Genomic DNA, 23,149 nt, shown 5'->3' on the forward strand with positions numbered 1-23,149 from the left:
GCATGATGAAAACATGACCCTCTTGACCCAAGTCTCCACGGTGTACCAAAGCTTTGTAGCCGAACCGTACACCCCCAATATCGGTGCCACGCTCCATGGTTTGGACTTGACGCAGCCCCTGAGCGACTTGGTTCAAGCCGAGTTGAAAGCCGCATTGGCTCAGTACGAGGTCATTTTTTTTCGCGATCAAATACTCACTCCCGCGCAGCAGGTGGCGTTCACCCGCTGCTTTGGCCAGGTCAATGAAGTCCAAGCCTTCTTTCCAAGGGTGGAAAGCCAGCCTGAGATCGAAATTGTGGAAAGCACCGCCGAGCGACCCAGCGTCTCCAACAACTGGCATGCCGACATCACCTGGCGCGACAACCCGCCCGTGGGCACCAGCCTGTATGCGCAGGTCATCCCGGCCAGCGGAGGCGACACCCTGTGGGCCAGTCTGACTGCTGCCTATGAAACGCTGCCTGCCGAGTTCAAGGTCTATCTGGAAACCCTGAGTGCCATGCACACCTGGGAAATCAGTGGCTGGACCGAATACCTGTTGCAACAAGACGCCAGCGGCCAACAACTGCAAGAAGCCCGTGCCAAATACCCGCCCGTGACGCACCCGGTGGTGCGTGTTCACCCGATCACCGGCAAAAAAATCTTGTATGTGAACCCCACCTTCACCAGCCACATCCATGGCCTGCCACGTGTGCAAAGTGATGCGTTGCTGGCCCAGTTGTATGGGTTGATCACGGTGCCCGAAGTCCAGGCGCGCCTGCGTTGGCAACCCAACACGCTGGCCGTGTGGGACAACCGTTCTACCCAGCACTACGCTGTTGCCGATTTCTTTCCACAGCACCGCAAGCTGCACCGGATCACGTTTACGGCGGATCAGGCGTTCTGAGCCCGCAGCACAACAAAGTCTCCAGAACCCAAATGGGTTCATGGGACCCACGGCCAAAGCCGTGGGTTTTTTTACGGTTGTTCATGGCTATTTGTGGATATTTACAGTTATTTGTGGATATATTTGCGGCTATGTTTAAAACAGACACCCTCCAGATCACCCCCGATGTGCTGTCGCTGATTGCCCAAATTGACGAGTTCAAAGGGGCTTGGCGTTCGCTGGGCTCACTGGCACCAGAACGCCTGCTGGCATTGCGGCATGTGGCCACCATCGAAAGCGTGGCTTCGTCCACGCGCATTGAGGGCAGTAAATTGACCAATGCCGAGGTCGATGCCTTGTTGTCGAACATCAAGGTCAAGAAATTCACCACCCGCGACGAACAAGAAGTCGCGGGCTATGCCGATGTGATGGAACTGCTCTACGCGTCCTGGGAGCACATTCCATTCAACGAAAACCATATCCAGCAACTTCACCGCGACTTGCTGCAGTACAGCAACAAAGACACACACCATCAAGGGCGCTACAAAAAAATTTCCAACAAGATCGTAGCCTTCAATGAAAAGGGCGAACAGGTGGCGGTGGTCTTTGAAACAGCGTCTCCGTTTGACACGCCACGCCTCATGCAAGAGCTGTTGGAGTGGGTGCGCCATGCACGCGACAACAAAACCCTGCACCCGCTGCTGATCGTGGCGATCTTTGTGGTGGTCTTTCTGGAGATACATCCCTTTGAGGATGGCAACGGCCGCTTGTCGCGCATCTTGACCACGCTGCTCATGCTCCAGTTTGGCTACAGCTACGTGCCCTACAGTTCGCTCGAAAGCATCATTGAACAAAACAAGGCTGGCTACTACATCGCCCTGCGGCAGACACAAGGCACGATTCGAACAGACCAGCCCAACTGGCAAGCTTGGTTGGTGTTTTTCCTTTCATCGTTGGCATCCCAAGTCAAACGCCTAGGGGAAAAAGTTGAACGCGAAAAAATGATGTCTCAACGATTGCCCAAGCTCTCGGTTGATCTGCTGGCGCTGGCCAAAGCGCATGGCCATCTCACCACCGCGCAGGCCGAACAACAAACGGGTGCCAACCGCGCCACCATCAAGGTGCACTTGGCCAAACTCGTCAAAGAGGGGCATCTGGTTATGCATGGCATTGGGCGCGGCACTTGGTATGGCGTCGCTGGGCGGTGAATGCTCAATTCACTGGAGGTGTGGGATTAGCGATCAACTCAGAACAGCGCCGTGGGCGACTTTTACCCACAACATCACACAATGCACAGGATCACCTTTACGGCGGATCAGGCGTTGTGACCCCGCGCAACTACAAAGTCTCATGAGTCTGGATGGGTTCATGTAGCCCACGGCAAAAGCCGTGGTTTTTTTGTTTGTAGGGGCGGTGATTTCCTGGCGGGTGGGTGACGAATTTGGTGGATTTATAGATTGGTGGTTTGGGCAGAATGGCGTGAATAAAAAGTCGGCTGAAGGCTGATACCGGACCATCAGCCTCATCGCGCGACCTAAAGCTACCGACCCGTTGCAGACGTAGCCGATGTGGAATGAAGCGCTGCCAAGCGGACGTTCAACCGTAAACTGCTCTGCACCACGCGAGAACACCACATGCCTCTGGAACTCAAGGACCCTGTCAAACTGCATCAAATCATTGGACGGATTCAGGCAGGAGCCTTCGATGAGAATGATGTTGACAACCTACTCATGAAGCTTCGCGCCTATGCGGGAGAGAAGACCGTCTTCCGCGAGGTGGCAGACTTCGTTGCGCATTCAGAGGAACGAAACCGAGGTCTAGCGCAGGAGTCCATCACGGCGTTCGTTCATTCGATTCAATATTTCCAGGAGTACGTGTCGGAGAAGCGACCGCTTGACCTCAGTACCTCCTTCCCTGCGTATATCTACAAACTATTTTTGTCCCAGGCCCGCCTGTCGGACGAGCGCCGCCTGAAGGCCGAGTACAAGATGAGTCACGCAACACTCATCAAGAAGATCGAATCCAATTTCTCTATCGACAAGAAGACGGGCACTTGCAGCATGCGCAACAACAAGGGCGGCGTTGAGTTGTTGGCGGCACTCCAGTTCATCACCAGTTTCATCCACTCAAGAGCAGCCTTCCATATCCGCGACTTTCACACGGAACTGAAGGATGTCATGCGTGCGCAAAGGGTCACATTCGATGAGGCGGCGTGGGAAACTCAGGCAGACCGAATATCGCTCGCGATTTTGTGTCTTGTATCAAACACCCAATTCGTGCTTGCAAACGGAAGCCAAGCAGGCTGCAAGCTGCAAACAGAAAATCACTTCCGGCTTCTCAATGGACAGCGCCGGCTGCCGACCGGCATGATGAGTTCCGAACCAACCAGCTTCGGGCGACTGATGATTCTGGGTGAGGCTGCGATCAATAGGGCGAATGAGGCCCCGTTGCGGATCAGCTTCCCGCTGATCGACACCGACCTTGACCCGCACAAACACTGCGACCCTACACTCTTTGTCCAGGACCAATCTCCAGCGGATTTTGGCGACTGCAATGTCGAAATCATTAACTGGGCTGCCGCCATGTCTTTGACAGAAGACTTCAAACTTGTTCGAACGGACTCTCTGCTCCAATGACATCAGGCGCGGAAGAAGGTGCTCGTTCCTGCTGACGAACCAGACATTGGCGAACGGCTGCTTCTGGCCGTGAGATGTCCTCCGGGACGTGTTTCCTGACCGACCGCAACCGCTGCAATCCAGCCATTGATCTAAATTGACTGAAGTCCGAAGCTTGAGGCCTTATCCCCATCTGTCCATATTCCCAACTCATCGAAGAAACTCCCCATCTGATTTGGTTCTTTTTCATCACAAGGCCGTTTGAATAAAGGCTCACCATCGAATAAGCATGGAATGAGTGATGAAGCAACGTATTGCCCAATGGTCTTTGAGTTTTGGCCTGTTCGGGGCCGCTGCTGTCCAGGCGCAAGACGCCAAATAAAACGTACCGGCTCTGATCTGCATCCGCGTAGCCACTGGCGGTTTGAGCTTGCCCATTCGCACTGGCATCCATGGACATCGATGTCAGCTTTGACAATGTGGGCCACTTCAATTTGTACAACAAAGGCTTGAGGCCACCCAGTATCGGCCTGAAAGTGACGCAAAACTCTTTATAGCGCCCCGGCGCAAGTTGGCAGAGGGGGTAAGACAGGATGGGCGGTGCCCATGCTGCTTGGGTGTGCCGGTTTGAAAAGGTCTCATATATCGAATCGAGCATAAACAAACAACAAATGATTCGTTTGCGATTGAGCCTCTCGCTTCCACAATCCCAACCTTGACTTGATGCTTGCCGATCACCGCGATCGGTAAGGCGTATCAAGCCCCGTCATTTGTTAAAAACAATCTTCATGAAAAAAATCACACCCATCGCTGTGGCGCTCACGCTGGCCTTGTTCGGCGTTTCAGTCAACGCGCAGAACCTGCTCAATGCTTCTTATGACGTGGCCCGGGAGTTCTACAAGGACTACAACGCGGCTTTTGTGGCCCATTACAAAAAGACCACTGGCAAAGACATCAAGATCGACCAGGCCCATGGCGGCTCAAGCGCTCAGGCCCGCGCGGTCAACGATGGTCTGGAAGCCGATGTGGTGACCATGAACACCACCACCGATGTGGATTTTCTGGCCAGCACAGGTGTGGTGGCCAAGGACTGGAACAAGCGTTTTCCACACAGCGCATCGCCCACCACCTCGACCATGCTGTTCCTCACGCGCAATGGCAACCCCAAGGGCATCAAGGATTGGGACGATCTGGTCAAGCCCGGCATCAAGGTAATCGTGGTCAACCCCAAAACCGGGGGCAATGGCCGCATGGCCTATCTGGCGGCCTGGGGCTATGTCAAAAAGAAGGGTGGCTCTGACGCCGATGCCGCCGACTTTGTGGGCAAGCTCTACAAAAACGTGCCCGTGCTGGCCAAGGGCGGGCGCGATGCCACCACCATTTTCTTGCAACGCAACATTGGCGATGTGCTGGTGACATTCGAGTCCGAAGTTGTGTCGGTAGACCGTGAATTTGGCGAAGGCAAGGTGGATTCGGTGCATCCGTCCATCAGCATCGTGGCCGAAAACCCGGTGGCCGTGGTCGAGCGTACCGTGGCCAAAAAGGGCACAGGCGCATTGGCCAAGGAATACCTGGATTACCTGTATTCCGAAGAGGCGCAAGAGATCGCAGCCAAGCATGCCTTGCGTCCCCGGTCACAAGCTGTACTCAAAAAATACAGCAAGACTTTCAAGCCGATTCAGTTGTTCACGGTGAACGAAGTCTTCGGCTCTTTTGCCGAAGCCCAGAAGCTTCACTTCAACGATGGCGGCCAGTTCGACAAGATCTACACCGTCAAATAAGTTCCCGCCATGACCGCACTGCCCATTGCGGCGCCCGCCAAACGGCGGGCGCAAGCCAAAGTGTTGCCCGGGTTCAACCTGACCCTGGGGTTCACCATTTTTTACCTGAGCCTGATTGTGCTGATCCCCTTGTCGGCGCTCGTCTTCAAAACTTTCACCCTGACTTGGGACCAGTTTTGGGCCGCCGTCACCGGGCCTCGCGTCATGGCGTCTTACCGGTTGACCTTTGGCGCGTCACTGATCGCTGCGTTGGTGAATGTGGTGTTCGGCTTGCTGGTGGCCTGGGTGCTGGTGCGCTATGACTTCTTTGGCAAAAAGATCATCGATGCACTGGTGGACTTGCCGTTTGCCTTGCCCACAGCGGTGGCGGGCATCTCGCTCACGGCATTGCTGGCAGGCAACGGCTGGGTGGGTCAATACCTGGAGCCCATGGGCATCGTGCTGGCTTTCAATGCCAACGGGGTGGTGATTGCGCTGATCTTCATTGGCTTGCCTTTTGTGGTGCGCACGGTGCAGCCCGTTCTGGAGGACACCGAAAAAGAACTCGAGGAAGCCGCGACCTGCTTGGGCGCGACAAGCTGGCAAACTTTCAGCAAGGTGATTTTTCCGACCATTGCACCGGCTCTGCTCACGGGCTTTGCCATGGCCTTTGCCCGTGCCATTGGCGAATACGGCTCGGTCATCTTCATTGCGGGCAACATGCCCATGGTGTCCGAGATCACGCCGCTCATCATCATCGGCAAGCTCGAGCAGTACGACTATGCCGGCGCCACGGCTGTGGCGTTGGTCATGCTGATGTTTTCCTTTGTGTTGCTGCTCATCATCAATGCGCTGCAGACTTGGCAGCGTCGCCGTTCAGGAGCCTCCGTATGAGCACTGCGTTGACCTCCAAAAAAGTCCAGGCAGGCACCACCGAGTCACGCTGGATCCGCTACAGCCTGATCGGGCTGGCCCTGACCTTCATGTTTTTGTTCTTGGTCTTGCCACTGGCAGCGGTTTTTACCGAAGCCTTGCGCAAAGGATTGGACGCGTACTTTGAAGCGCTCAAAGAACCCGACGCCTGGTCTGCCATTTACCTCACGCTGATCACCGCAGCAGTGGCTGTGCCACTGAATCTGGTGTTTGGCGTGGCGGCAGCCTGGGCGATTGCCAAATACGAGTTCAAGGGCAAGTCGCTCTTGACCACGCTGGTGGACTTGCCGTTTTCGGTGTCGCCGGTGGTGGCCGGTTTGATCTATGTGCTGATGTTCGGTGCGCAAGGTTGGTTTGGCCCTTGGCTGCAGGCGCACGACATCAAGATCGTGTTTGCCGTGCCCGGCATCATTTTGGCGACGGTGTTCGTGACTTTCCCGTTCATCGCCCGTGAGCTGATTCCGCTCATGCAAGCACAAGGCAGTGACGAAGAGCAGGCCGCCATTGTGCTGGGCGCTACGGGCTGGCAGACTTTCTGGCGCGTCACCTTGCCCAACATCAAATGGGGCCTGTTGTATGGCGTGATTTTGTGCAATGCCCGTGCCATGGGTGAGTTTGGCGCCGTGTCGGTGGTGTCCGGGCACATCCGGGGGCAAACCAACACCATGCCGCTGCATGTGGAGATTTTGTACAACGAATACCAGTCGGTGGCCGCGTTCGCTGTGGCCTCTCTGCTGGCTTTGCTGGCGCTGGTGACCTTGGGCATCAAGTCGGTGATTGAGTGGCGGCATGAGCAGGAAACCAAAGCCGCTGCCAACACCCCTCCCGAGCGGCCTCTGGCATCGACCCCTGACGCAGTCGTCTGAATCTGACGGAAAGCATTTGAACCATGAGCATCGAAATCCGAAACGTCCACAAGCAGTTTGGCGACTTCACCGCGTTGAACAATGTCAGCCTTGACATCGAGTCCGGCGAGCTGGTGGCCTTGTTGGGGCCATCAGGCTGCGGCAAAACCACGCTGCTGCGCATCATCGCTGGTCTGGAAACGGCGGACCAAGGCACGATTGCCTTCAGTGGCGCAGACACCACCCATGTGCATGTGCGCGAACGCCAGGTGGGTTTTGTGTTTCAGCACTACGCCTTGTTCCGCCACATGACGGTGTTTGAGAACGTGGCGTTTGGTCTGCGTGTCAAACCTCGCAAAGAGCGCCCCAGCGAATCAGAAATCAAACGCAAGGTACAGGAGCTGCTGGCTTTGGTTCAGCTCGATTGGCTGGCTGACCGTTACCCATCGCAACTGTCGGGCGGGCAGCGCCAACGCATCGCACTGGCCCGAGCCCTGGCCGTCGAGCCCAAGGTGCTGTTGCTGGACGAGCCTTTTGGCGCGCTCGACGCCAAAGTTCGCAAGGAGTTGCGCCGTTGGTTGCGTCGACTGCACGACGAACTGCATGTGACCAGTATTTTTGTGACCCATGACCAGGAAGAGGCGCTTGAAGTGGCCGATCGCGTGGTGTTGATGAACAAAGGCAATATCGAGCAAATCGGGTCGCCGCAAGAGGTGTGGGACCACCCCGCCAGTCCGTTTGTGTATGGCTTTCTGGGCGATGTGAACTTGTTCCATGGCCGTGCCCATGAAGGCGAGATGCTCATTGGCGCTGACCAGCACGCCATTCGCTTGGACAGTCCCGAGCACGGGCAGGTGCAAGATGCCAAGGCCTTTGCCTATGTGCGACCGCACGATCTGGATGTGACCCGTTACACACCGGGTCAAGCCAATGCAGGCATCGTGGCCAAACTGACCCGCGCCATCGTGGTGGGGCCGGTGGCGCGTCTGGAATTGGAGCCTGTTGAAGCGGGCATGTTTGGCAAGGACGCCATCATAGAAGCCCAACTGTCGGCATCGCAATTCCGCCAGCAAGCCTTCCTGGAGGGTGAAACCCTGGTGCTGACGCCTCGCAAGGCGCGGGTGTTTGTGGAGGGTTGAGCGCGATGCATGCCGGTGCACTTGTTGACTTGCCGCAAGAGACAGGGGGAGGGTCAAAGCGATCGCTCAACAAGCACCTGACTTTGTCAGAAACGAATCAGGGCGTCTTGGAGTAAGCTTTGCGCTGCATTTCATCAGGAGACAAGCATGAGCGACACATCGGCTTTCGGCTTTGGCCAATTCGTCCCCGGTTTTGATTTTTTGCAAAATCTGTCCAAAACGGCGGCTCAGGCGGCGCCAGCGGCTGGCGCTGTACCAGGCATGTCCAGCTGGATTGCGCCGACCCTGAGCATCGAAGAAATCGACAAGCGCATTCAGGAGCTTAAAGCCGTGCAGTTCTGGCTGGACCAGAACGCCACGGCGCTCAAGGCCACCATTCAGGCCATGGAGGTGCAAAAAATGACCTTGTCCACCTTGCAAAGCATGAATGTGAACATGGCTGATCTGGCCAAGGCTTTCACGGCCAAGCCGCCAACGCCAGAGGCTGCCGCTGAAGCCGCACCCGTGCCCAAATCTTCGATTTTTTCACCCAAGCCCAAGCCCGCGACTGCGCCCAAGCCAGAGCCAGAGCCAAAGGCCGAGCCTGCCCCTGCCTCGCAACCGACCGCTGAAGCCGCCAACGACAAGCCCGCCGTGGACCCGATGCAATGGTGGGGGGCTTTGACCGAGCAATTTCAGGGCATTGCCGCCGCGGCCATGAAAGACGTTGCCGGCGAGGCGCTGAAGGCCGGTATGACCGTCAAGCAAGCCGTCAAAGCAGGAACCAAAACGGGCACCAAGAGTGGCGTAAAAAGCAAGCCCAAGGCGACCCCGAAAGCACCGGCCAAAGTCACAGGCAAGCCAACCGCCAGGGCTGCAGCCAAGTCGGCGGCACGCCCGGCAGCCAGGAAACGCGCAGCCCCATGAAGCTGTTTCCCTATGGCCACGCCACCCACCCGCAGTGGCTAATGGCCGCAGGACTGGTGCTGGCCCAATTGCGGGCTCAGATGAGTTTGCCCGACCACGCCAGCTCCCCCCGTTTGGCGCTGCTCTATATCACCGACCACTATGCTGGCCAGGCGCAAGCCATTCTTGACCATCTTCGCCAGGAGTTGCCAGCCGTGACCGATTGGGTGGGCACGGTGGGGGTGGGGCTGGCGGTGAACAACGCCGAATATTTTGACGAACCCGCCATGGCGCTGATGCTGTGTGATTTGCCGCCAGACCAATACCGCGTGTTCTCTGGACTGGCCCCACTGCCGGCAAGTGCCTTGGCCGATGTCGCGCTGGTGCATGCCGACCCTTCTACCCCTGAATTGACCGAGCTGATCAGTGAGATGGCTGGGCGCACGCAAAAGGGGTACTTGTTTGGCGGCCTGACCTCCAGCCGCACCCGCAGTGTGCAATTTGCTGTCAAGGACGGGCAGAGCCTGACCGATGGCGGTGTTTTGGAGGGCGGCTTGAGTGGTGTGGCGTTTGCGCCCGGGGTGGGCTTGTTGTCCCGCGTCACCCAAGGGTGTCAACCCGTGTCCCTTGAGCGCGAAATCACCGAGGTGGACCAACAAGTGGTGCTCAAGCTCAATGGCGTCCCTGCGCTGGATGTGTTGCTGACCGATCTGGACATTTCATTGAGTGACCCCCAAAAAGCCATTGCCGTGGTTCGCACCACCATGGTCGGCTTGAGCCCGGCAGGGCAAACCAGCACGGGTCGGACAGGGCATTTGGGCGGCGATGTGCGCGTCCGCCACATCGTGGGGCTTGATCCGAGGCGACTGGGTGTGGTGGTTGCCGACAACCTGCAGCCTGGCATGCGGCTGACGCTTTGTCGTCGTGATGTGCAGTCTGCCCGGGCCGATCTGGTGCGCGTGTGCGCCGAAATCCGCGAAGAACTCGAGCCCGAAATGTTGTCCATTGAGGCCATCAACGCCTTGAGCGATGACCCGATACCGACCTTGCCGCAGCCCGGCAAACGCATCGCGGGTGCTGTGTATGTCAGCTGCACGGGGCGGGGTGGCCCGCACTTCGGGGGCCCGAATGCCGAGATGCAGATCATCCGCCACGCACTGGGCGATGTGCCTTTGGTGGGGTTTTTTGCTGCCGGAGAGATTGCCCACAACCAGTTGTATGGCTACACCGGTGTTTTGACGGTGTTCACCACCGATTGATCACACGCCGCGTGCGCGCTCCGCCTTGAACTGCGCCCGGAATGCGCTGAACTGCCCCGTGTCCAGCGATTCGCGCACTTCGCGCATCAGGTTCAGGTAGTAGTGCAGGTTGTGGATGGTGGTCAACATGGGGCCGAGCATTTCGCCGCAGCGGTCCAGGTGGTGCAGGTAGGCACGGCTGAAGCCTTCCCGGCCGCCCTGGTCCCACGACACCCCCCCGCCACCAGAGGACGATCCTGTAGGACTGCCGGCACACGCGTAGCAGGTGCAGCTGGTGTCCAGCGGTTGCGGATCAATCTTGTGCCGGGCGTTGCGCAGTTTCAGATCGCCAAAGCGGGTGAACACCGTGCCGTTGCGGGCATTGCGGGTGGGCATGACACAGTCGAACATGTCCACGCCTTCGGCCACGCCCTGCACCAGGTCTTCGGGGGTGCCCACGCCCATCAGGTAGCGCGGCTTGTGGGCGGGCAGGCGGTGCGGCGTGTGCGCCATGATTTGCAGCATTTGCTCTTTGGGTTCGCCCACGCTGACGCCACCGACGGCATAGCCGGGGAAATTCATGTCCACCAGTGCATCCAGTGATTCCTGGCGCAGGTTTTCAAACATGCCGCCCTGCACGATGCCAAACAGTGCGTTGGGGTTTTCCAGTCGGGCAAATTCGTCCTGGCTGCGCACGGCCCAGCGGCGGCTCATCTCCATCGATTTGCGGGCTTCGGCTTCGGTCGTCAGGTGACCCTTGGTCTCGTAGGGTGTGCACTCGTCCAGCTGCATCACGATGTCCGAATTCAAGGTCGTTTGAATCTGCATGCTCACCTCTGGCGACATGAACAGCTTGTCGCCGTTCACGGGCGAGGCAAAGGTCACGCCTTCCTCGGTGATCTTGCGCATGTCGCCCAGCGACCAGACCTGAAACCCGCCCGAGTCGGTCAGGATCGGTTTGTCCCATTTCTCGAACTGGTGCAGACCGCCAAAGCTTTCCATGATCTCCCGCCCGGGGCGCATCCACAGGTGAAAGGTGTTGCCCAAAATGATCTGCGCGCCCATCTCATGCAGGCTGCGCGGCATCACGCCCTTGACGGTGCCGTAAGTGCCGACCGGCATGAAGATAGGGGTTTGCACCACGCCATGGTTCAGGGTCAGTGTGCCGCGTCGGGCGTGGCTGGACGGGTCGGTTTTGAGCAGGTCGAATTGAAGCATGGGGGGATTGTAGGAGGGCACTGCCGGCTCAGGCGGCTGTGGCGGGCATGGCGGGTGCGGTGGTTGCGCCTTCGTCGCCAAAGCATTGCGCCACCACCCCCCGCAGCCACTGGTGCCCCGGGTCTTTGTGCAGCCGTGCATGCCAGAACTGGTGGATCACGCTGCCGTCCACGGCCAGCGGCAAGGGGCGGGTGGTCAGGGCAAAGGGGGCGGTGACGCGCTGTGCAAACCGTTCGGGCACGGTGGCGATCAGGTCGGAATGGCCGAGCACATCACCCAGGGCCACGTAGTGTGGCACCGTGAGGCGAATGCGCCGTTGCAAGCCTTGGCGTGCCAGGGCTTCACTCAGCGCGTCGTCCACCCGGCCGTGGCCCGTGCCTGCGGCAATCACGCGAACATGGCTGGCGCCGGCAAAGTCGGACAAGCCCAGGCTGGGGGCAGCGGCCAGCGGATGGCCTTCGCGCATCAGGCACACATAAGGCTGGCGAAAAAGCGCTTGCTGAAAAAAGCCCGCTTGCAATTGGAGCAGCAGGCCCAGGGCCAGGTCGGTACGGCCAGACGCCATGTCGGTCCCCAAGCTGGCGCTGGTCACGGCGACCACATTGAGCGTGACCCCGGGGGCGGACTGCGCCAGTGCGTCCATCAACACGGGCAGGAAATACATCTCGCCCACATCGGTCATGGCCAGGGTAAAGCTGCGCTGGCTGATGGCCGGGTCAAACGCAGCGCGCACATTGAGCGCTTGTTGCAAGCCATCGAGCGCCAGGGCCACGGGTTCGGCCAGTTGCAGGGCGTAGGGCGTGGGTGCCATGCCGTGCTGGGTGCGCAAAAACAGATCGTCGTCCAGGTGGGTGCGCAGGCGGCCCAGGGCGCTGCTGACGGCGGGCTGGCTCATGCCCAGCACCGTGGCCACAGCCGAGACCCGCTTTTCGCGCAGCAGGTGGTGAAAGACCAGCAGCAGGTTCAGGTCGAGGCGGGCGAGTTCCATGGGTGGGTGTGGGTGGTGATATTTGAAATTCAGATAATGATTATCTACAGATTTCGATTTGCAAAATTCGATCTTGCCGACATGATGTGCAGCATTGGGCGAGCCAAAGCCCACCCTGAGGAGACACCATGCGCGAACAAGCCATTCACTGGGAAACGGAAGGTACCAGCCGCATCCCGTTTGCCGTTTACACCGACGAAGACCGGCACAAGAAGGAGCTGGCGCGCTTCTTTTATAAGAGCCACTGGAGCTATGTGGGCCTGGAGGCCGAGATTGCCAACCCCGGCGACTTCAAGCGCACTGTGGTTGGCGAGCGCTCGGTCATCATGACGCGCGGCACCAACGGGCAGATCCATGTGGTCGAAAACGTCTGTGCCCACCGGGGCATGCAGTTTTGCCGCGAGCGCCATGGCAACAAGAAAGAGTTTGTCTGCCCCTACCACCAGTGGAGCTACAGCCTCAAGGGCGACTTGCAGGGCGTGCCGTTTCGGCGCGGTGTGCGGCAAGACGGCAAAGTCAATGGCGGCATGCCGGCCGACTTCGACCCCAAGGACCATGGCCTCACGGCCCTGAAAGTGGCGACACGCGGCGGCGTGGTGTTTGCCTCGTTCGACCACGAGGTGGAGTCACTCGAAGACTTCATGGGCCCGACCATCCTGCGCTACTTTGATCGGCTGTTCAATGGACGCAAGCTGGTGGTGCTGGGCTACAACCGACAGCGCATTCCGGGCAACTGGAAGCTGATGCAGGAAAACATCAAGGACCCCTACCACCCTGGCCTGCTGCACACCTGGTTTGTGACCTTTGGCCTCTGGCGCGCCGACAACCAAAGTGAGTTGCGCATGGACGCACACCACCGCCATGCGGCCATGATCTCGACCCGCGGCAGCGCGGGCCAGGCCACGGGTGCTGCGTCTCAGGTCACGCAAGTCAGCAGCTTCAAGGAGAGCATGCAACTCAACGACCCAAGCTTTCTGGACATCGTGCCCGAGGACTGGTGGCGCTTGGGCGATCAGGTGCCCTCGGCCGTGATGATGACGCTGTTTCCCAGTGTGATTTTTCAGCAGCAGGTCAACAGCGTGTCCACCCGCCACATCCAGCCCGATGGGCATGGCGCATTTGATTTTGTCTGGACGCACTTCGGCTTTGAAGACGACACGCCCGAGATGCACGAGCGCCGCCTGCGCCAGTCCAACCTGTTTGGCCCGGCCGGTTTTGTGAGTGCGGACGATGGCGAGGTGATCGAGTTTTCGCAGCAGGCCTTCGAGACCAAACCCGAGCACCGCATGCTGGTGGAACTGGGCGGACGCGATGTGGCCGAGACCGACCACATGGTGACCGAGACCCTGATCCGCGGCATGTATGAATACTGGCGCAAAGTGATGGAGGCTTGATGATGGTGAACTTTGAAACCCACATGGCCTTGAGCCGCTTGTATGCCGATTACGCCCTGGCCGTGGACAGCGGCCACTGGGATTTGTGGCCCGAGTTTTTCACCGAGCAGTGCGTGTACAAGCTGCAGCCGCGTGAGAATTTTGAGCGCGGCTTTCCCTTGTGTACCTTGTCTTTCACCAGCAAGGGCATGCTCAAGGACCGCGTGTACGGCATCCAGGAAACGCTGTACCACGACCCCTATTACCAGCGGCACGTGGTGGGCGCGCCCGTGGTGCAGCGCGTGGACGGTGAGCGCATCCATGCCGAAGCCAATTACGCCGTGTTCCGCACCAAACTCGACAAGGAAAGCACCGTGTTCAATGTGGGGCGCTACATCGACACCATCGTGCAAACCCCTGAAGGCCTGAAGTTTGCCGAGCGCTTGTGTGTGTACGACAGCGAAATGATCCCCAACGCCATCATCTACCCCATCTGAAATTGAGCTTCTTATGACCGCTTGGATCGACGTGGCCGCTGAGGCCGATTTGTTTGAAGGCGCAGGCATTGCCGTGGCCCCCGAGGGGCAGGACATCGCTTTGTTCAGCGTGGACGGCGAAGTCTTTGCCATCAACAACCTCTGCACCCACGGCAACGCCAAACTGTGCGATGGTTTTGTGGAAGGGCACAACGTGGAATGCCCCTTCCACCAAGCCCAATTCAGCCTGCGCGACGGCAGCGTGAGCTGCGGCCCGGCGACCGAGCCGGTCAAATCCTGGCCCGTAAAGATCGAACAGGGGCGGGTTTTCCTGCAATTGACGGAGTGAACCTCTCTAGATGTAATGTCTTTTGACCAGTCCTTGTGGGCCTGGTATCTCATAAATTCACAACATTCAGGAGAGAGAAAATGAACGACACCTACGTTCTGGTGCATGGTGCCTGGCATACCGGCGGATTGCTGGAGCCCACGGCCGAATACATCCGCCAACAAGGCCACACCGTGCATTGCCCGACCCTGAAGGGCAACCGTGTGGGGGACGACCGAAGTCACATCGGTCTGGAAGATGCAGCCCAATCGGTGTGTGATTACCTGCGAGAACATGATTTAACGAGTGTGCGGCTGGTGGGGCACAGCTATGGCGGCATGGTCATATCGCGTGTGGCCGATGTGATGCCTGAGCGCATTGCACGCCTGGTCTATGTGAACGCTTTTGTGCCCAACCCTGGCGAGTGCCTGAACGACATGGTTCCCCCACACTACAAACAGCTGTTTGATGCTGTTGCTGCAGCCAGCAACAATGCCGTGATGCTGCCTTTCCCCATCTGGCGCGAAGCTTTTATCAACGATGCGGACATGGCGTTGGCCCAATCTGCTTTTAACCAGCTCAACTTACAACCATACAAAACCTTTACCGACCCGATCTCGCTCAAAGCCCCCTTGGCTGAGCTTGCGATCGGCAAGTCGTATGTGAATTGCCTGCAAGACACCGCCATGCCGCACAGCATGCCTTGGCACCCTCGACTGTCGGAGCGCTTGGGCCTGTTTCGCTTAGTAGAGTGTCAGGGTAGCCACGAAATCTGGTTCACCGACCCGGCCACCATAGCCGACGCAATCATTCGGGCTGGACGGGATTGAGCATGATGGGGAAGCAAAGGCCTGCTTCTCTGATCCTTTTCAGTCGGTCCGACTGAGCAACATCGCATCCCCGTAGCTGAAAAAACGGTACTGATTTGCAATCGCGTGTCGGTACAGGCCCATGATGTGCTCATAGCCTGCAAAGGCGCTGACCAGCATCATCAACGTGCTTTTGGGCAAATGGAAGTTGGTGATGAGGTGGTCCACCACTTTGAACTCAAAGCCCGGCGTGATGAAAATCTGCGTGTCGCCGCTGGCCTGGCCTGATTTAGCCCATGACTCCAGCGTGCGCACGGTGGTCGTGCCCACCGCCAACACCTGGCCGCCCCGTGCCTTGCACGCTGCAATGGCTTGCTGCGTGGCTTCGGGCACTTCGTACCACTCGCGGTGCATGGTGTGATCGGCAATGTTCTCGGTCTTGACGGGCTGAAAGGTGCCGGCGCCCACGTGCAAGGTCACGCTGGCGGTCTGCACGCCTTGCGCTGCCAGGGCTGCCAATACACCCTCGTCAAAATGCAGCGCCGCTGTGGGCGCTGCCACCGCGCCGGGGGCGCGCGCAAAAACAGTTTGGTAGCGTTCGGCGTCTTCTTGGGTGTCCGCGTGATCGGCAGTGCCTGCAGGGCGCTCGATGTAAGGCGGCAGCGGCACCACGCCGTGCTTTTCCATCAGCACATGCGGCTCGTCGCTCAGCTTGAGGTGAAACAGCTGGCCGTTGGCATCGGGCCAGCGGCCGAGCAGCACGGCATCAAACCCGCCGTTGCGGGCGCCGCCGGCCATGAACATCTTGCCACCCAACAGCGGCTTTTTGCTCACCTTCATGTGCGCCACCACCTCGTGGCCGGGAAGCACACGCTCGATCAGCAGCTCCAGCTTGCCGCCCGAAGCTTTCTCGCCAAAGATGCGCGCCTTGACCACCTTGGTGTCGTTGAACACCAGCAGGTCGCCAGATTTAAGCAAGCCGGGCAGTTCATGAAAGATGCGGTTCACCACCGTGGGCGATGAGCCGTCCAGCAAACGCGAGCCGCTGCGTTCGGCGACGGGGTGCTGGGCAATCAGTTCGGGGGGCAGCTCAAAGTCGAAATCGCTGAGCGTGAAGGCGCGGGGCGCGCTGGGGAAGGCAGAAGAAGACATGGTGTATAGGCTTGACAGGCCCGAACAATGGTGAAGACAGGCATTTTGCCTGAAGGATATCTTGTCGTGGCTGCTCCGAGTGCAGGCACTCGCGGCACAATCAGCCCATGTCCGTTGCTTCCCCGCCCAAGCCCGCCAAAACGCTCTCCGCCCCCCAAAAGGCGCTGATCAAGCTCGGCTTGAAGCGGGACATTGATCTGGCGCTGCATTTGCCGCTGCGCTACGAAGACGAGACCCGGATCGTCAAGCTGCGTGATGCCCGCGAGGGGGATGTGGCGCAGATCGAGGCGACGGTGACGGCGTGCGAGATCACGCTGCGGCCGCGGCGCCAGTTGCTGGTGACGGTGGACGACGGCTCGGACACCTGCGTGATGCGGTTTTTCAGCTTTTACCCTTCGCACCAAAAGGCGCTGGCGGTGGGCAGCCGCATCCGTGCGCGGGGCGAGGTCAAGGGCGGTTTCATGGGCCTGACCATGATGCACCCGAGTTTCAAGGCGGCGGGTGGCAGCCTGGCCGAAGCCTTGACGCCGGTTTATTCGACCGTGGCGGGTCTGGCCCAGGCTTATTTGCGCCGGGCCGTGATCACCGGCTTGAACCACGCAGACCTGAGCGAGACCCTGCCCCAGGGCATCGCCTGGCCCGACCGGCGCGGGTCTTGGGCCTTGCGCGATGCCTTGCAGTTTTTGCACCACCCCACGCCCGATGTGTCGCTGGCTGCGCTGGAAGACCGAAGCCACCAAGCCTGGATTCGCCTCAAATGCGAGGAGTTGCTGGCGCAGCAGTTGTCGCAGCTCACAGCCAAGCGCGAACGCGATTTGTTGCGCGCGCCTGCACTGAAATTCAAACCCGATGGTTTGTATGGCCAGCTGTTGGCCGCCCTGCCTTTTGGCCTGACGAATGCCCAGCAGCGCGTGGGGCAGGAGATTGCCCAAGATCTCGCCCGTCATGTGCCGATGCACCGTTTACTGCAAGGCGATGTGGGCTCGGGCAAAACCGTGGTGGCGGCGCTGGCGGCCATGTTGGCGGTCGATGCCGGTTGGCAGTGCGCCCTGATGGCGCCCACCGAAATTCTGGCCACCCAGCACTTTGCCAAGCTGGTTGGGTGGCTGGAGCCTTTGGGTGTGAAAGTCGCCTGGCTGATTGGTAGCCAGAAAAAGAAAGAGCGCGCCACCATGCTGGCGCTGATCGAGTCGGGTGAAGCCGCGCTGGTGGTGGGCACGCACGCGGTGATTCAGGAGCACGTGAAGTTCAAAAATCTGGCACTGGCCGTGATCGACGAGCAGCACCGCTTTGGGGTGGCGCAGCGACTGGCCTTGCGCAGCAAGATGCAAGCCGAAGGCATGGAGCCGCACATGTTGATGATGACGGCCACGCCCATTCCGCGCACGCTCGCCATGAGTTATTACGCCGACCTGGACGTGTCGGTGATCGACGAGTTGCCCCCGGGCCGCACCCCCATCTTGACCCGGGTGGTGTCAGACCACCGTCGCCACGAAGTGGTCGAGCGCATCGGCGCCCAGCTGCAACAGGGGCGGCAGGTGTATTGGGTGTGTCCGCTGATCGAAGAAAGCGAAGCGCTGGACTTGACCAACGCCACCCAAACACATGCCGATCTGAGCGAGGCCTTGCCGGGCGTGATGGTAGGCCTGCTGCATTCGCGCATGCCGGTGGCCGAAAAAAAGGCGGTGATGGACCTTTTCACCCATGGCCAGATGGGCGTGCTGGTCAGCACCACGGTGATCGAGGTGGGGGTGGATGTGCCCAATGCTTCGTTGATGGTGATTGAGCACGCTGAGCGATTTGGCCTCTCTCAGTTGCATCAGTTGCGCGGCCGCGTGGGCCGGGGGGCTGCGGCCTCGGCCTGCGTGCTGCTGTATGGCACACCCGAGGGTGGGCGGCTGAGCGAGACGGCGCGTGAGCGTTTGCGGGCGATGGTGGAGACCAACGATGGTTTTGAGATCGCGCGGCGCGATCTGGAGATCCGTGGGCCTGGTGAATTTTTGGGGGCGCGCCAGTCGGGTGCGCCTTTGCTGCGTTTTGCCGATCTGGACACCGATGCCCATTTGCTGGAGTGGGCCCGTGCGCTGGCCCCGCAGATGCTGGACCAGCACCCGCAACTGGCCGAGCGGCATATCCACCGCTGGCTGGGCGGGAAATCCGAATATTTGAAAGCCTGATGTTCAAATACCGCCTATGACACTGACCGAACTGAAATACATCGTGGCCGTGGCGCGGGAAAAGCATTTTGGCAAAGCTGCTGAGGCGTGCTTTGTCTCGCAACCCACACTGTCGCTGGCCATCAAGAAACTCGAAGAAGAGTTGGCGGTCAAGCTGTTCGAGCGCAGCGCCAGTGAGGTGTCCGTCACCCAATTGGGCGAGGAGATCGTGCGCCAGGCGCAAAGCGTGCTGGAGCAAGCCGCCGAGATCAAGGAAATTGCCAAACGCGGAAAAGACCCCCTGGCGGGCACCATGCGGCTGGGCGTGATCTACACCATTGGGCCGTATTTGCTGCCCGATCTGGTGCGCCAGATCATCACCGACATCCCGCAAATGCCGCTGATGCTGCAAGAAAATTTCACGGTGCGCTTGCTGGAGATGCTGCGCACTGGCGAGATCGACTGCGCCATCCTGGCCGAGCCATTTCCTGAGTCTGGCCTGGCGCTGGCGCCTTTGTACGACGAGACCTTCATGGCGGCCTTGCCCCTGAACCACCCGCTGGCCAAGCAAGCCTTCATCACGCCCGAGCAGCTGAAAAACGAAACCATGCTGCTGCTGGGTACCGGGCATTGCTTTCGCGACCATGTGCTCGAGGTGTGTCCCGAATTTGCCCGTTACGCCAGCCAGACAGATGGCATCCGCAAGACTTTTGAAGGCTCGTCGCTGGAGACCATCAAGCACATGGTGGCGGCAGGCATGGGGGTGACCTTGGTGCCGCGTTTGTCGGTTCCCGAGCTCAAGCCGGTGCAAAAGCGTTCAGGCGGGCGGCACGATTCGCCCGTGCGCTATCTGCCCATCGTGGACCCGGCTGGCGGCAAGCCGCCCACCCGCCGTGTGGTGCTGGCCTGGCGCCGCAGTTACACCCGCTATGAAGCCATTGCCGCTGTGCGAAACGCCATTTATGCCTGCCCGCTGCCCGGTGTGACGCGCTTGTCCTGAAATTTTTGAATGCTGGGCGCCATGACTGGGAAACTCAAGCTTTATCTGGACCTGATCCGCTGGAACCGCCCTGCCGGCTGGTTGCTGTTGCTGTGGCCATCATTGGCGGCTTTGTGGGTGGCTGCAGGGGGCTTTCCTGGTTGGCATTTGATCGCCGTGTTCACTTTGGGCACCATCCTCATGCGCAGTGCGGGGTGCTGCGTCAACGATGTGGCGGACCGTGACTTTGACAAACATGTCCAACGCACGGCCAATCGGCCAGTGACCAGTGGGCGCATCGGCACGAAAGAGGCGCTGCTGGTGGGCGCAGTGCTGGCGCTGTGTGCATTCGCCTTGGTGCTGACGACCAACAAGGCCGCGATCGCCTGGTCATTCGCAGCGCTGGGGGTGACGCTGATTTACCCTTATGCCAAGCGCTATGTGTCCATGCCGCAAGCCGTGCTGGGCGTGGCCTTCAGCTTTGGCATTCCGATGGCCTTTGCTGCCGTGCAAGGCGATGTGCCGCCGCTGGCCTGGGGCTTGTTGCTGGGCAACCTGTTCTGGGTGCTGGCCTACGACACCGAATACGCCATGGTGGACCGCGATGACGATTTGAAGATCGGCATGAAAACCTCGGCCATCACGTTGGGCCGTTGGGACGTGGCGGCCATTGCCGGTTTTTATAGCGCCTACCTGTTGATTTGGGCCGCCTTGCTGGACGCCCCCGCACGTGGCTTGTGGCTTGCACTGGGTCTGGCCGGAGCCGCAGCGCAGGTGGCCTGGCATGTCGTGTTGATCAAGGACAGAAGCCGCGAAGGCTGTTTCAAGGCTTTCCGCTTGAACCATTGGCTGGGGTTCAGCGTGTTTGCCGGGGTGGTGCTTTCTTGCCGCTTTGGCTGAAGTTCTTCTTGGGGCTTAACTTGGCGCGTTGCAGCCCCAAGGCCACCGCAACAAGGCCACCACCTCAGGCCTTGCCGAATTCGTCACCCAGCTCGCGTGCGCGCAGTTCGGCTGCTTGCATGGCTTTTACAAAAGCGGGCTTAATGCCTGAGGCCTCCATGGCGGTAATTGCCGCATAGGTGGTGCCGCCTTTGGAGGTCACACGCTGGCGCAACACCTCGGGTGACTCGGTTGATGCGGCGGCCAAAGCAGATGCGCCTGAAAACGTGGCCACGGCCAGTTTGTAGGCTTGCTCGGTGCTCAGGCCCATGCCCACGCCAGCCTCGGTCATGGCCTCGAGAAAATAAAACACATACGCTGGACCCGAGCCTGACAAGGCGGTCACGGCGTCCAGTTGCGACTCTTTGTCCACCCAAAGGTATTGTCCGGTGGTGCCTATGACTTGCTCCACCAGAGCCTTGTCGGCTGCGGTAACGCTGGGGTTGGGAAACAGCGCCGTGATGCCCTGACCCACCAGCGCAGGGGTGTTGGGCATGCATCGCACCACCCGGTCGGTGCCAACCCAGCGGCAAATGCTGTCGGTGCGAATGCCTGCGGCCACCGACAGGTGCAATGCCTCGCCGGTGTGGGGCATGACGGGTGCAGCAGCTTCGCTGAACATTTGCGGCTTGACCGCCCAGACCACCAGGTCAGCTTGGGCCAGCGCAGCGCCTGCTGCGGGCAAAACGGTGATGCCAAAGTCCTTGAGCAGTTTGCCTGCGGTTTCGGCAAAGGGCTCGATCACGGTGATCTGCATGGGCTGCATGCCCTGACGAATCAGCCCGCCAATGATGGCACTGGCCATGTTGCCGCCGCCAATGAATGCGATGTGTCGTGAGGTGTTGCTCATGCTGGTGTGGCTCCGGGGAGAACGCTGGGGTGTTTGGATGAAAAGGTCAATCGGGGAATTGTCGCTGTTTGTGAGCGCTGCTTTGCGGTAGTCTTGGTGCATGGACTACATCCTTTCAATCGACCAAGGCACGACCAGTTCACGGGCGGTGGTGTTTGACCGTGCCGGCCAGGTGGTGGCCATGGCGCAACGCGAGTTTGCCCAGCACTTTCCCCAACCCGGTTGGGTGGAGCATGACGCCCGTGAGATCTGGCAAAGCCAATTGGCTGTGATACAGCAAGCCATGGCGCAAGCGAACATTCAGGCCAGCCAGTTGCGCGCCATGGGCATCACCAATCAGCGCGAGACCACGGTGCTTTGGGACCGGGCGACCGGTGAGCCTGTCGCCCCCGCCATCGTTTGGCAGGACAGGCGCACAGCCGTGTTTTGCGATGGCTTGCGTGCCGCAGGCCATGGCCCCAAGATCGCCCGCAAGACAGGCTTGGTGCTGGACGCTTATTTTTCAGGCACCAAGCTGGCGTGGTTGCTGGACCATGTGCCAGGTGCCCGGGTGCGTGCCGAGCAAGGCGAGTTGGCCTTTGGCACCATTGACAGCTGGCTGGTCTGGCAACTCACCGGCGGGCGTGTGCATGCCACCGACGCCAGCAATGCTTCGCGAACCCTGTTGTTCAACCTGAAAACGGGCGCCTGGGATCCTGAATTGCTGGCGCTGCTGAAAATCCCTGCCGCCGTTTTGCCTCAGGTGCTGCCTTCGTGCGGCATCGTGGCCGAGACCGATGCCCATTGGCTGGGGGCTTCTGTGCCGATAGCCGGCTGGGCCGGTGATCAGCAGGCAGCCTTGTTCGGGCAGGCCTGTTTTGCACCGGGCATGGCCAAAAACACCTATGGCACGGGCTGTTTCATGCTCATGAACACCGGCAATCAGCCTGTGGCGAGCCGCCACCAATTGCTCAGCACGGTGGCCTGGCAAGGCCCCGCAAGCTCAAAGCATGCCATGGCCTATGCGCTGGAGGGTTCGGTGTTCATGGCGGGCGCAACCGTGCAGTGGCTGCGCGACGGTTTGCAGATCATTGGCCGTGCCGCCGATGTCGAAGCGCTGGCTGCCAGCGTGCCCGACACGGGCGATGTGTTTTTGGTGCCTGCTTTTGCGGGCCTGGGGGCCCCCGATTGGGACGGACAGGCCCGAGCGACGCTGGTAGGCATGACCCGGGGCACGGACCGGGCCCACATTGCGCGCGCGGCTTTGGAGGCGATCGCTTTACAAACCGCCGATGTGTTTCACGCCATGGCCGCCGACAGCGGGTTGGCGCTGCGCGAGCTGCGGGTGGATGGGGGTGCCAGTCGCAACAATTTGCTGATGCAGATTCAGGCCAATGTGTTGGGTGTGCCTGTGGTTCGCAGTCGCGTGACTGAGACGACCGCCTTGGGTGCGGCGTCTTTGGCCGGCTTGGCCACCGGGTTTTGGTCTGGGGCAGAAGAAATATCGGCACTGTGGCAAGAGGAATGCCGCTTTGAGCCTGAATGGGGCGCGGCGCAACGGCAGCAATTCAGCGCGCGTTGGCGCGAGGCGGTGAGTCGATCACGGTCTTGGGCAAGGAACTGAT

The 23,149-nt window shown here is 59.7% G+C and carries 22 protein-coding genes; 17 read left to right on the plus strand and 5 right to left on the minus strand.

What is annotated here, in order from left to right; all coding sequences use genetic code 11:
- The first annotated feature begins 13 nt into the window (after positions 1-13).
- From B9Z45_RS07050 to B9Z45_RS07060, 3 genes are all read left to right on the plus strand, one after another.
- Entirely contained in the window at positions 14-883 is an 870-nt protein-coding gene (locus B9Z45_RS07050; protein WP_108406570.1) for a TauD/TfdA family dioxygenase, read from the plus strand.
- A 131-nt stretch (positions 884-1,014) separates the two neighbouring features.
- On the plus strand, positions 1,015-2,070 hold the full coding sequence (locus B9Z45_RS07055; RefSeq protein WP_108406521.1) for a Fic family protein: 1,056 nt from the start codon (positions 1,015-1,017) through the stop codon (positions 2,068-2,070).
- 426 nt (positions 2,071-2,496) lie between these two features.
- Positions 2,497-3,498 carry a hypothetical protein gene (locus B9Z45_RS07060; RefSeq protein WP_108406522.1) on the plus strand — a complete coding sequence of 334 codons (1,002 nt, stop codon included), beginning with the start codon at positions 2,497-2,499 and terminating at the stop codon, positions 3,496-3,498.
- Here the strand turns inward: B9Z45_RS07060 and B9Z45_RS16905 are convergent.
- Entirely contained in the window at positions 3,464-3,937 is a 474-nt protein-coding gene (locus tag B9Z45_RS16905; protein ID WP_146180897.1) for a hypothetical protein, read from the minus strand. The two genes, B9Z45_RS07060 and B9Z45_RS16905, sit on opposite strands and share 35 nt — an antisense overlap.
- Before the next feature lie 328 nt (positions 3,938-4,265).
- Here B9Z45_RS16905 and B9Z45_RS07065 point away from each other — a divergent pair, with 328 nt between their 5' ends.
- From B9Z45_RS07065 to B9Z45_RS07090, 6 genes are all read left to right on the plus strand, one after another.
- Positions 4,266-5,258, plus strand: a complete 993-nt coding sequence (locus B9Z45_RS07065; protein ID WP_108406523.1) for a sulfate ABC transporter substrate-binding protein — start codon at positions 4,266-4,268, stop codon at positions 5,256-5,258.
- 9 nt (positions 5,259-5,267) lie between these two features.
- Positions 5,268-6,131: a sulfate ABC transporter permease subunit CysT gene (gene cysT / locus B9Z45_RS07070; RefSeq protein WP_108406524.1), complete on the plus strand. Its 864-nt coding sequence runs from the start codon at positions 5,268-5,270 to the stop codon at positions 6,129-6,131.
- Positions 6,128-7,036 (plus strand): sulfate ABC transporter permease subunit CysW, encoded by a 909-nt coding sequence (cysW, locus tag B9Z45_RS07075; protein WP_108406525.1) that lies wholly within the window; start codon positions 6,128-6,130, stop codon positions 7,034-7,036. Before cysT ends, cysW begins: the two co-directional genes overlap by 4 nt.
- A 23-nt stretch (positions 7,037-7,059) precedes the next feature.
- Positions 7,060-8,154 carry a sulfate/molybdate ABC transporter ATP-binding protein gene (locus B9Z45_RS07080; RefSeq protein ID WP_108406526.1) on the plus strand — a complete coding sequence of 365 codons (1,095 nt, stop codon included), beginning with the start codon at positions 7,060-7,062 and terminating at the stop codon, positions 8,152-8,154.
- A 147-nt stretch (positions 8,155-8,301) separates the two neighbouring features.
- A complete protein-coding gene (locus B9Z45_RS07085; RefSeq protein WP_108406527.1) occupies positions 8,302-9,060 on the plus strand; it encodes a PhaM family polyhydroxyalkanoate granule multifunctional regulatory protein in 759 nt (252 codons plus the stop codon).
- Complete coding sequence (locus B9Z45_RS07090) at positions 9,057-10,298, plus strand: FIST N-terminal domain-containing protein (protein WP_108406528.1); 1,242 nt, start codon at positions 9,057-9,059, stop codon at positions 10,296-10,298. Before B9Z45_RS07085 ends, B9Z45_RS07090 begins: the two co-directional genes overlap by 4 nt.
- On the opposite strand, the gene tgt is transcribed toward B9Z45_RS07090, so the two are convergent.
- Both tgt and B9Z45_RS07100 read right to left on the minus strand, forming a co-directional pair.
- Complete coding sequence (tgt, locus tag B9Z45_RS07095; protein WP_108406529.1) at positions 10,299-11,495, minus strand: tRNA guanosine(34) transglycosylase Tgt; 1,197 nt, start codon at positions 11,493-11,495, stop codon at positions 10,299-10,301.
- Between the two features lie 28 nt (positions 11,496-11,523).
- Entirely contained in the window at positions 11,524-12,483 is a 960-nt protein-coding gene (locus B9Z45_RS07100) for a LysR family transcriptional regulator (RefSeq protein WP_108406530.1), read from the minus strand.
- Positions 12,484-12,611: 128 nt separating this feature from the next.
- Here B9Z45_RS07100 and B9Z45_RS07105 point away from each other — a divergent pair, with 128 nt between their 5' ends.
- The 4 genes from B9Z45_RS07105 (at position 12,612) to B9Z45_RS07120 (ending at position 15,490) form a co-directional block, all read left to right on the plus strand.
- Positions 12,612-13,877, plus strand: coding sequence for an aromatic ring-hydroxylating dioxygenase subunit alpha (locus B9Z45_RS07105; RefSeq protein WP_108406531.1), 1,266 nt, complete (start codon positions 12,612-12,614; stop codon positions 13,875-13,877).
- Positions 13,878-13,879: 2 nt separating this feature from the next.
- The gene (locus B9Z45_RS07110) at positions 13,880-14,353 is read left to right on the plus strand and encodes a nuclear transport factor 2 family protein (protein ID WP_370445819.1); all 474 of its coding nucleotides are present in this window, start codon (positions 13,880-13,882) and stop codon (positions 14,351-14,353) included.
- Between the two features lie 13 nt (positions 14,354-14,366).
- Entirely contained in the window at positions 14,367-14,681 is a 315-nt protein-coding gene (locus B9Z45_RS07115) for a non-heme iron oxygenase ferredoxin subunit (RefSeq protein WP_108406533.1), read from the plus strand.
- 80 nt (positions 14,682-14,761) lie between these two features.
- Positions 14,762-15,490, plus strand: a complete 729-nt coding sequence (locus B9Z45_RS07120; protein ID WP_108406534.1) for an alpha/beta hydrolase — start codon at positions 14,762-14,764, stop codon at positions 15,488-15,490.
- Between the two features lie 39 nt (positions 15,491-15,529).
- On the opposite strand, the gene queA is transcribed toward B9Z45_RS07120, so the two are convergent.
- Positions 15,530-16,621 (minus strand): tRNA preQ1(34) S-adenosylmethionine ribosyltransferase-isomerase QueA, encoded by a 1,092-nt coding sequence (gene queA, locus B9Z45_RS07125; RefSeq protein ID WP_108406535.1) that lies wholly within the window; start codon positions 16,619-16,621, stop codon positions 15,530-15,532.
- Positions 16,622-16,728: 107 nt separating this feature from the next.
- Between queA and recG the strand changes: the two genes are divergently transcribed.
- Genes recG through ubiA form a run of 3 tightly spaced genes read left to right on the plus strand, consistent with a single transcriptional unit; the run spans position 16,729 to position 20,656 of the window.
- Positions 16,729-18,798, plus strand: coding sequence for an ATP-dependent DNA helicase RecG (recG, locus tag B9Z45_RS07130; RefSeq protein WP_108406536.1), 2,070 nt, complete (start codon positions 16,729-16,731; stop codon positions 18,796-18,798).
- A gap of 16 nt (positions 18,799-18,814) precedes the next feature.
- Positions 18,815-19,777 (plus strand): LysR substrate-binding domain-containing protein, encoded by a 963-nt coding sequence (locus B9Z45_RS07135; protein WP_108406537.1) that lies wholly within the window; start codon positions 18,815-18,817, stop codon positions 19,775-19,777.
- Between the two features lie 21 nt (positions 19,778-19,798).
- On the plus strand, positions 19,799-20,656 hold the full coding sequence (gene ubiA / locus B9Z45_RS07140) for a 4-hydroxybenzoate octaprenyltransferase (RefSeq protein ID WP_108406571.1): 858 nt from the start codon (positions 19,799-19,801) through the stop codon (positions 20,654-20,656).
- A gap of 64 nt (positions 20,657-20,720) precedes the next feature.
- Here ubiA and proC read toward each other — a convergent pair whose 3' ends face one another.
- On the minus strand, positions 20,721-21,545 hold the full coding sequence (gene proC / locus B9Z45_RS07145; RefSeq protein WP_108406572.1) for a pyrroline-5-carboxylate reductase: 825 nt from the start codon (positions 21,543-21,545) through the stop codon (positions 20,721-20,723).
- Between the two features lie 100 nt (positions 21,546-21,645).
- Between proC and glpK the strand changes: the two genes are divergently transcribed.
- Complete coding sequence (gene glpK, locus B9Z45_RS07150) at positions 21,646-23,148, plus strand: glycerol kinase GlpK (RefSeq protein ID WP_108406538.1); 1,503 nt, start codon at positions 21,646-21,648, stop codon at positions 23,146-23,148.
- The last annotated feature ends 1 nt before the right edge of the window (position 23,149 follow it).

The sequence above is a fragment of the Limnohabitans sp. 2KL-17 genome (assembly GCF_003063415.1).
GTDB lineage: Bacteria > Pseudomonadota > Gammaproteobacteria > Burkholderiales > Burkholderiaceae_C > Limnohabitans_A.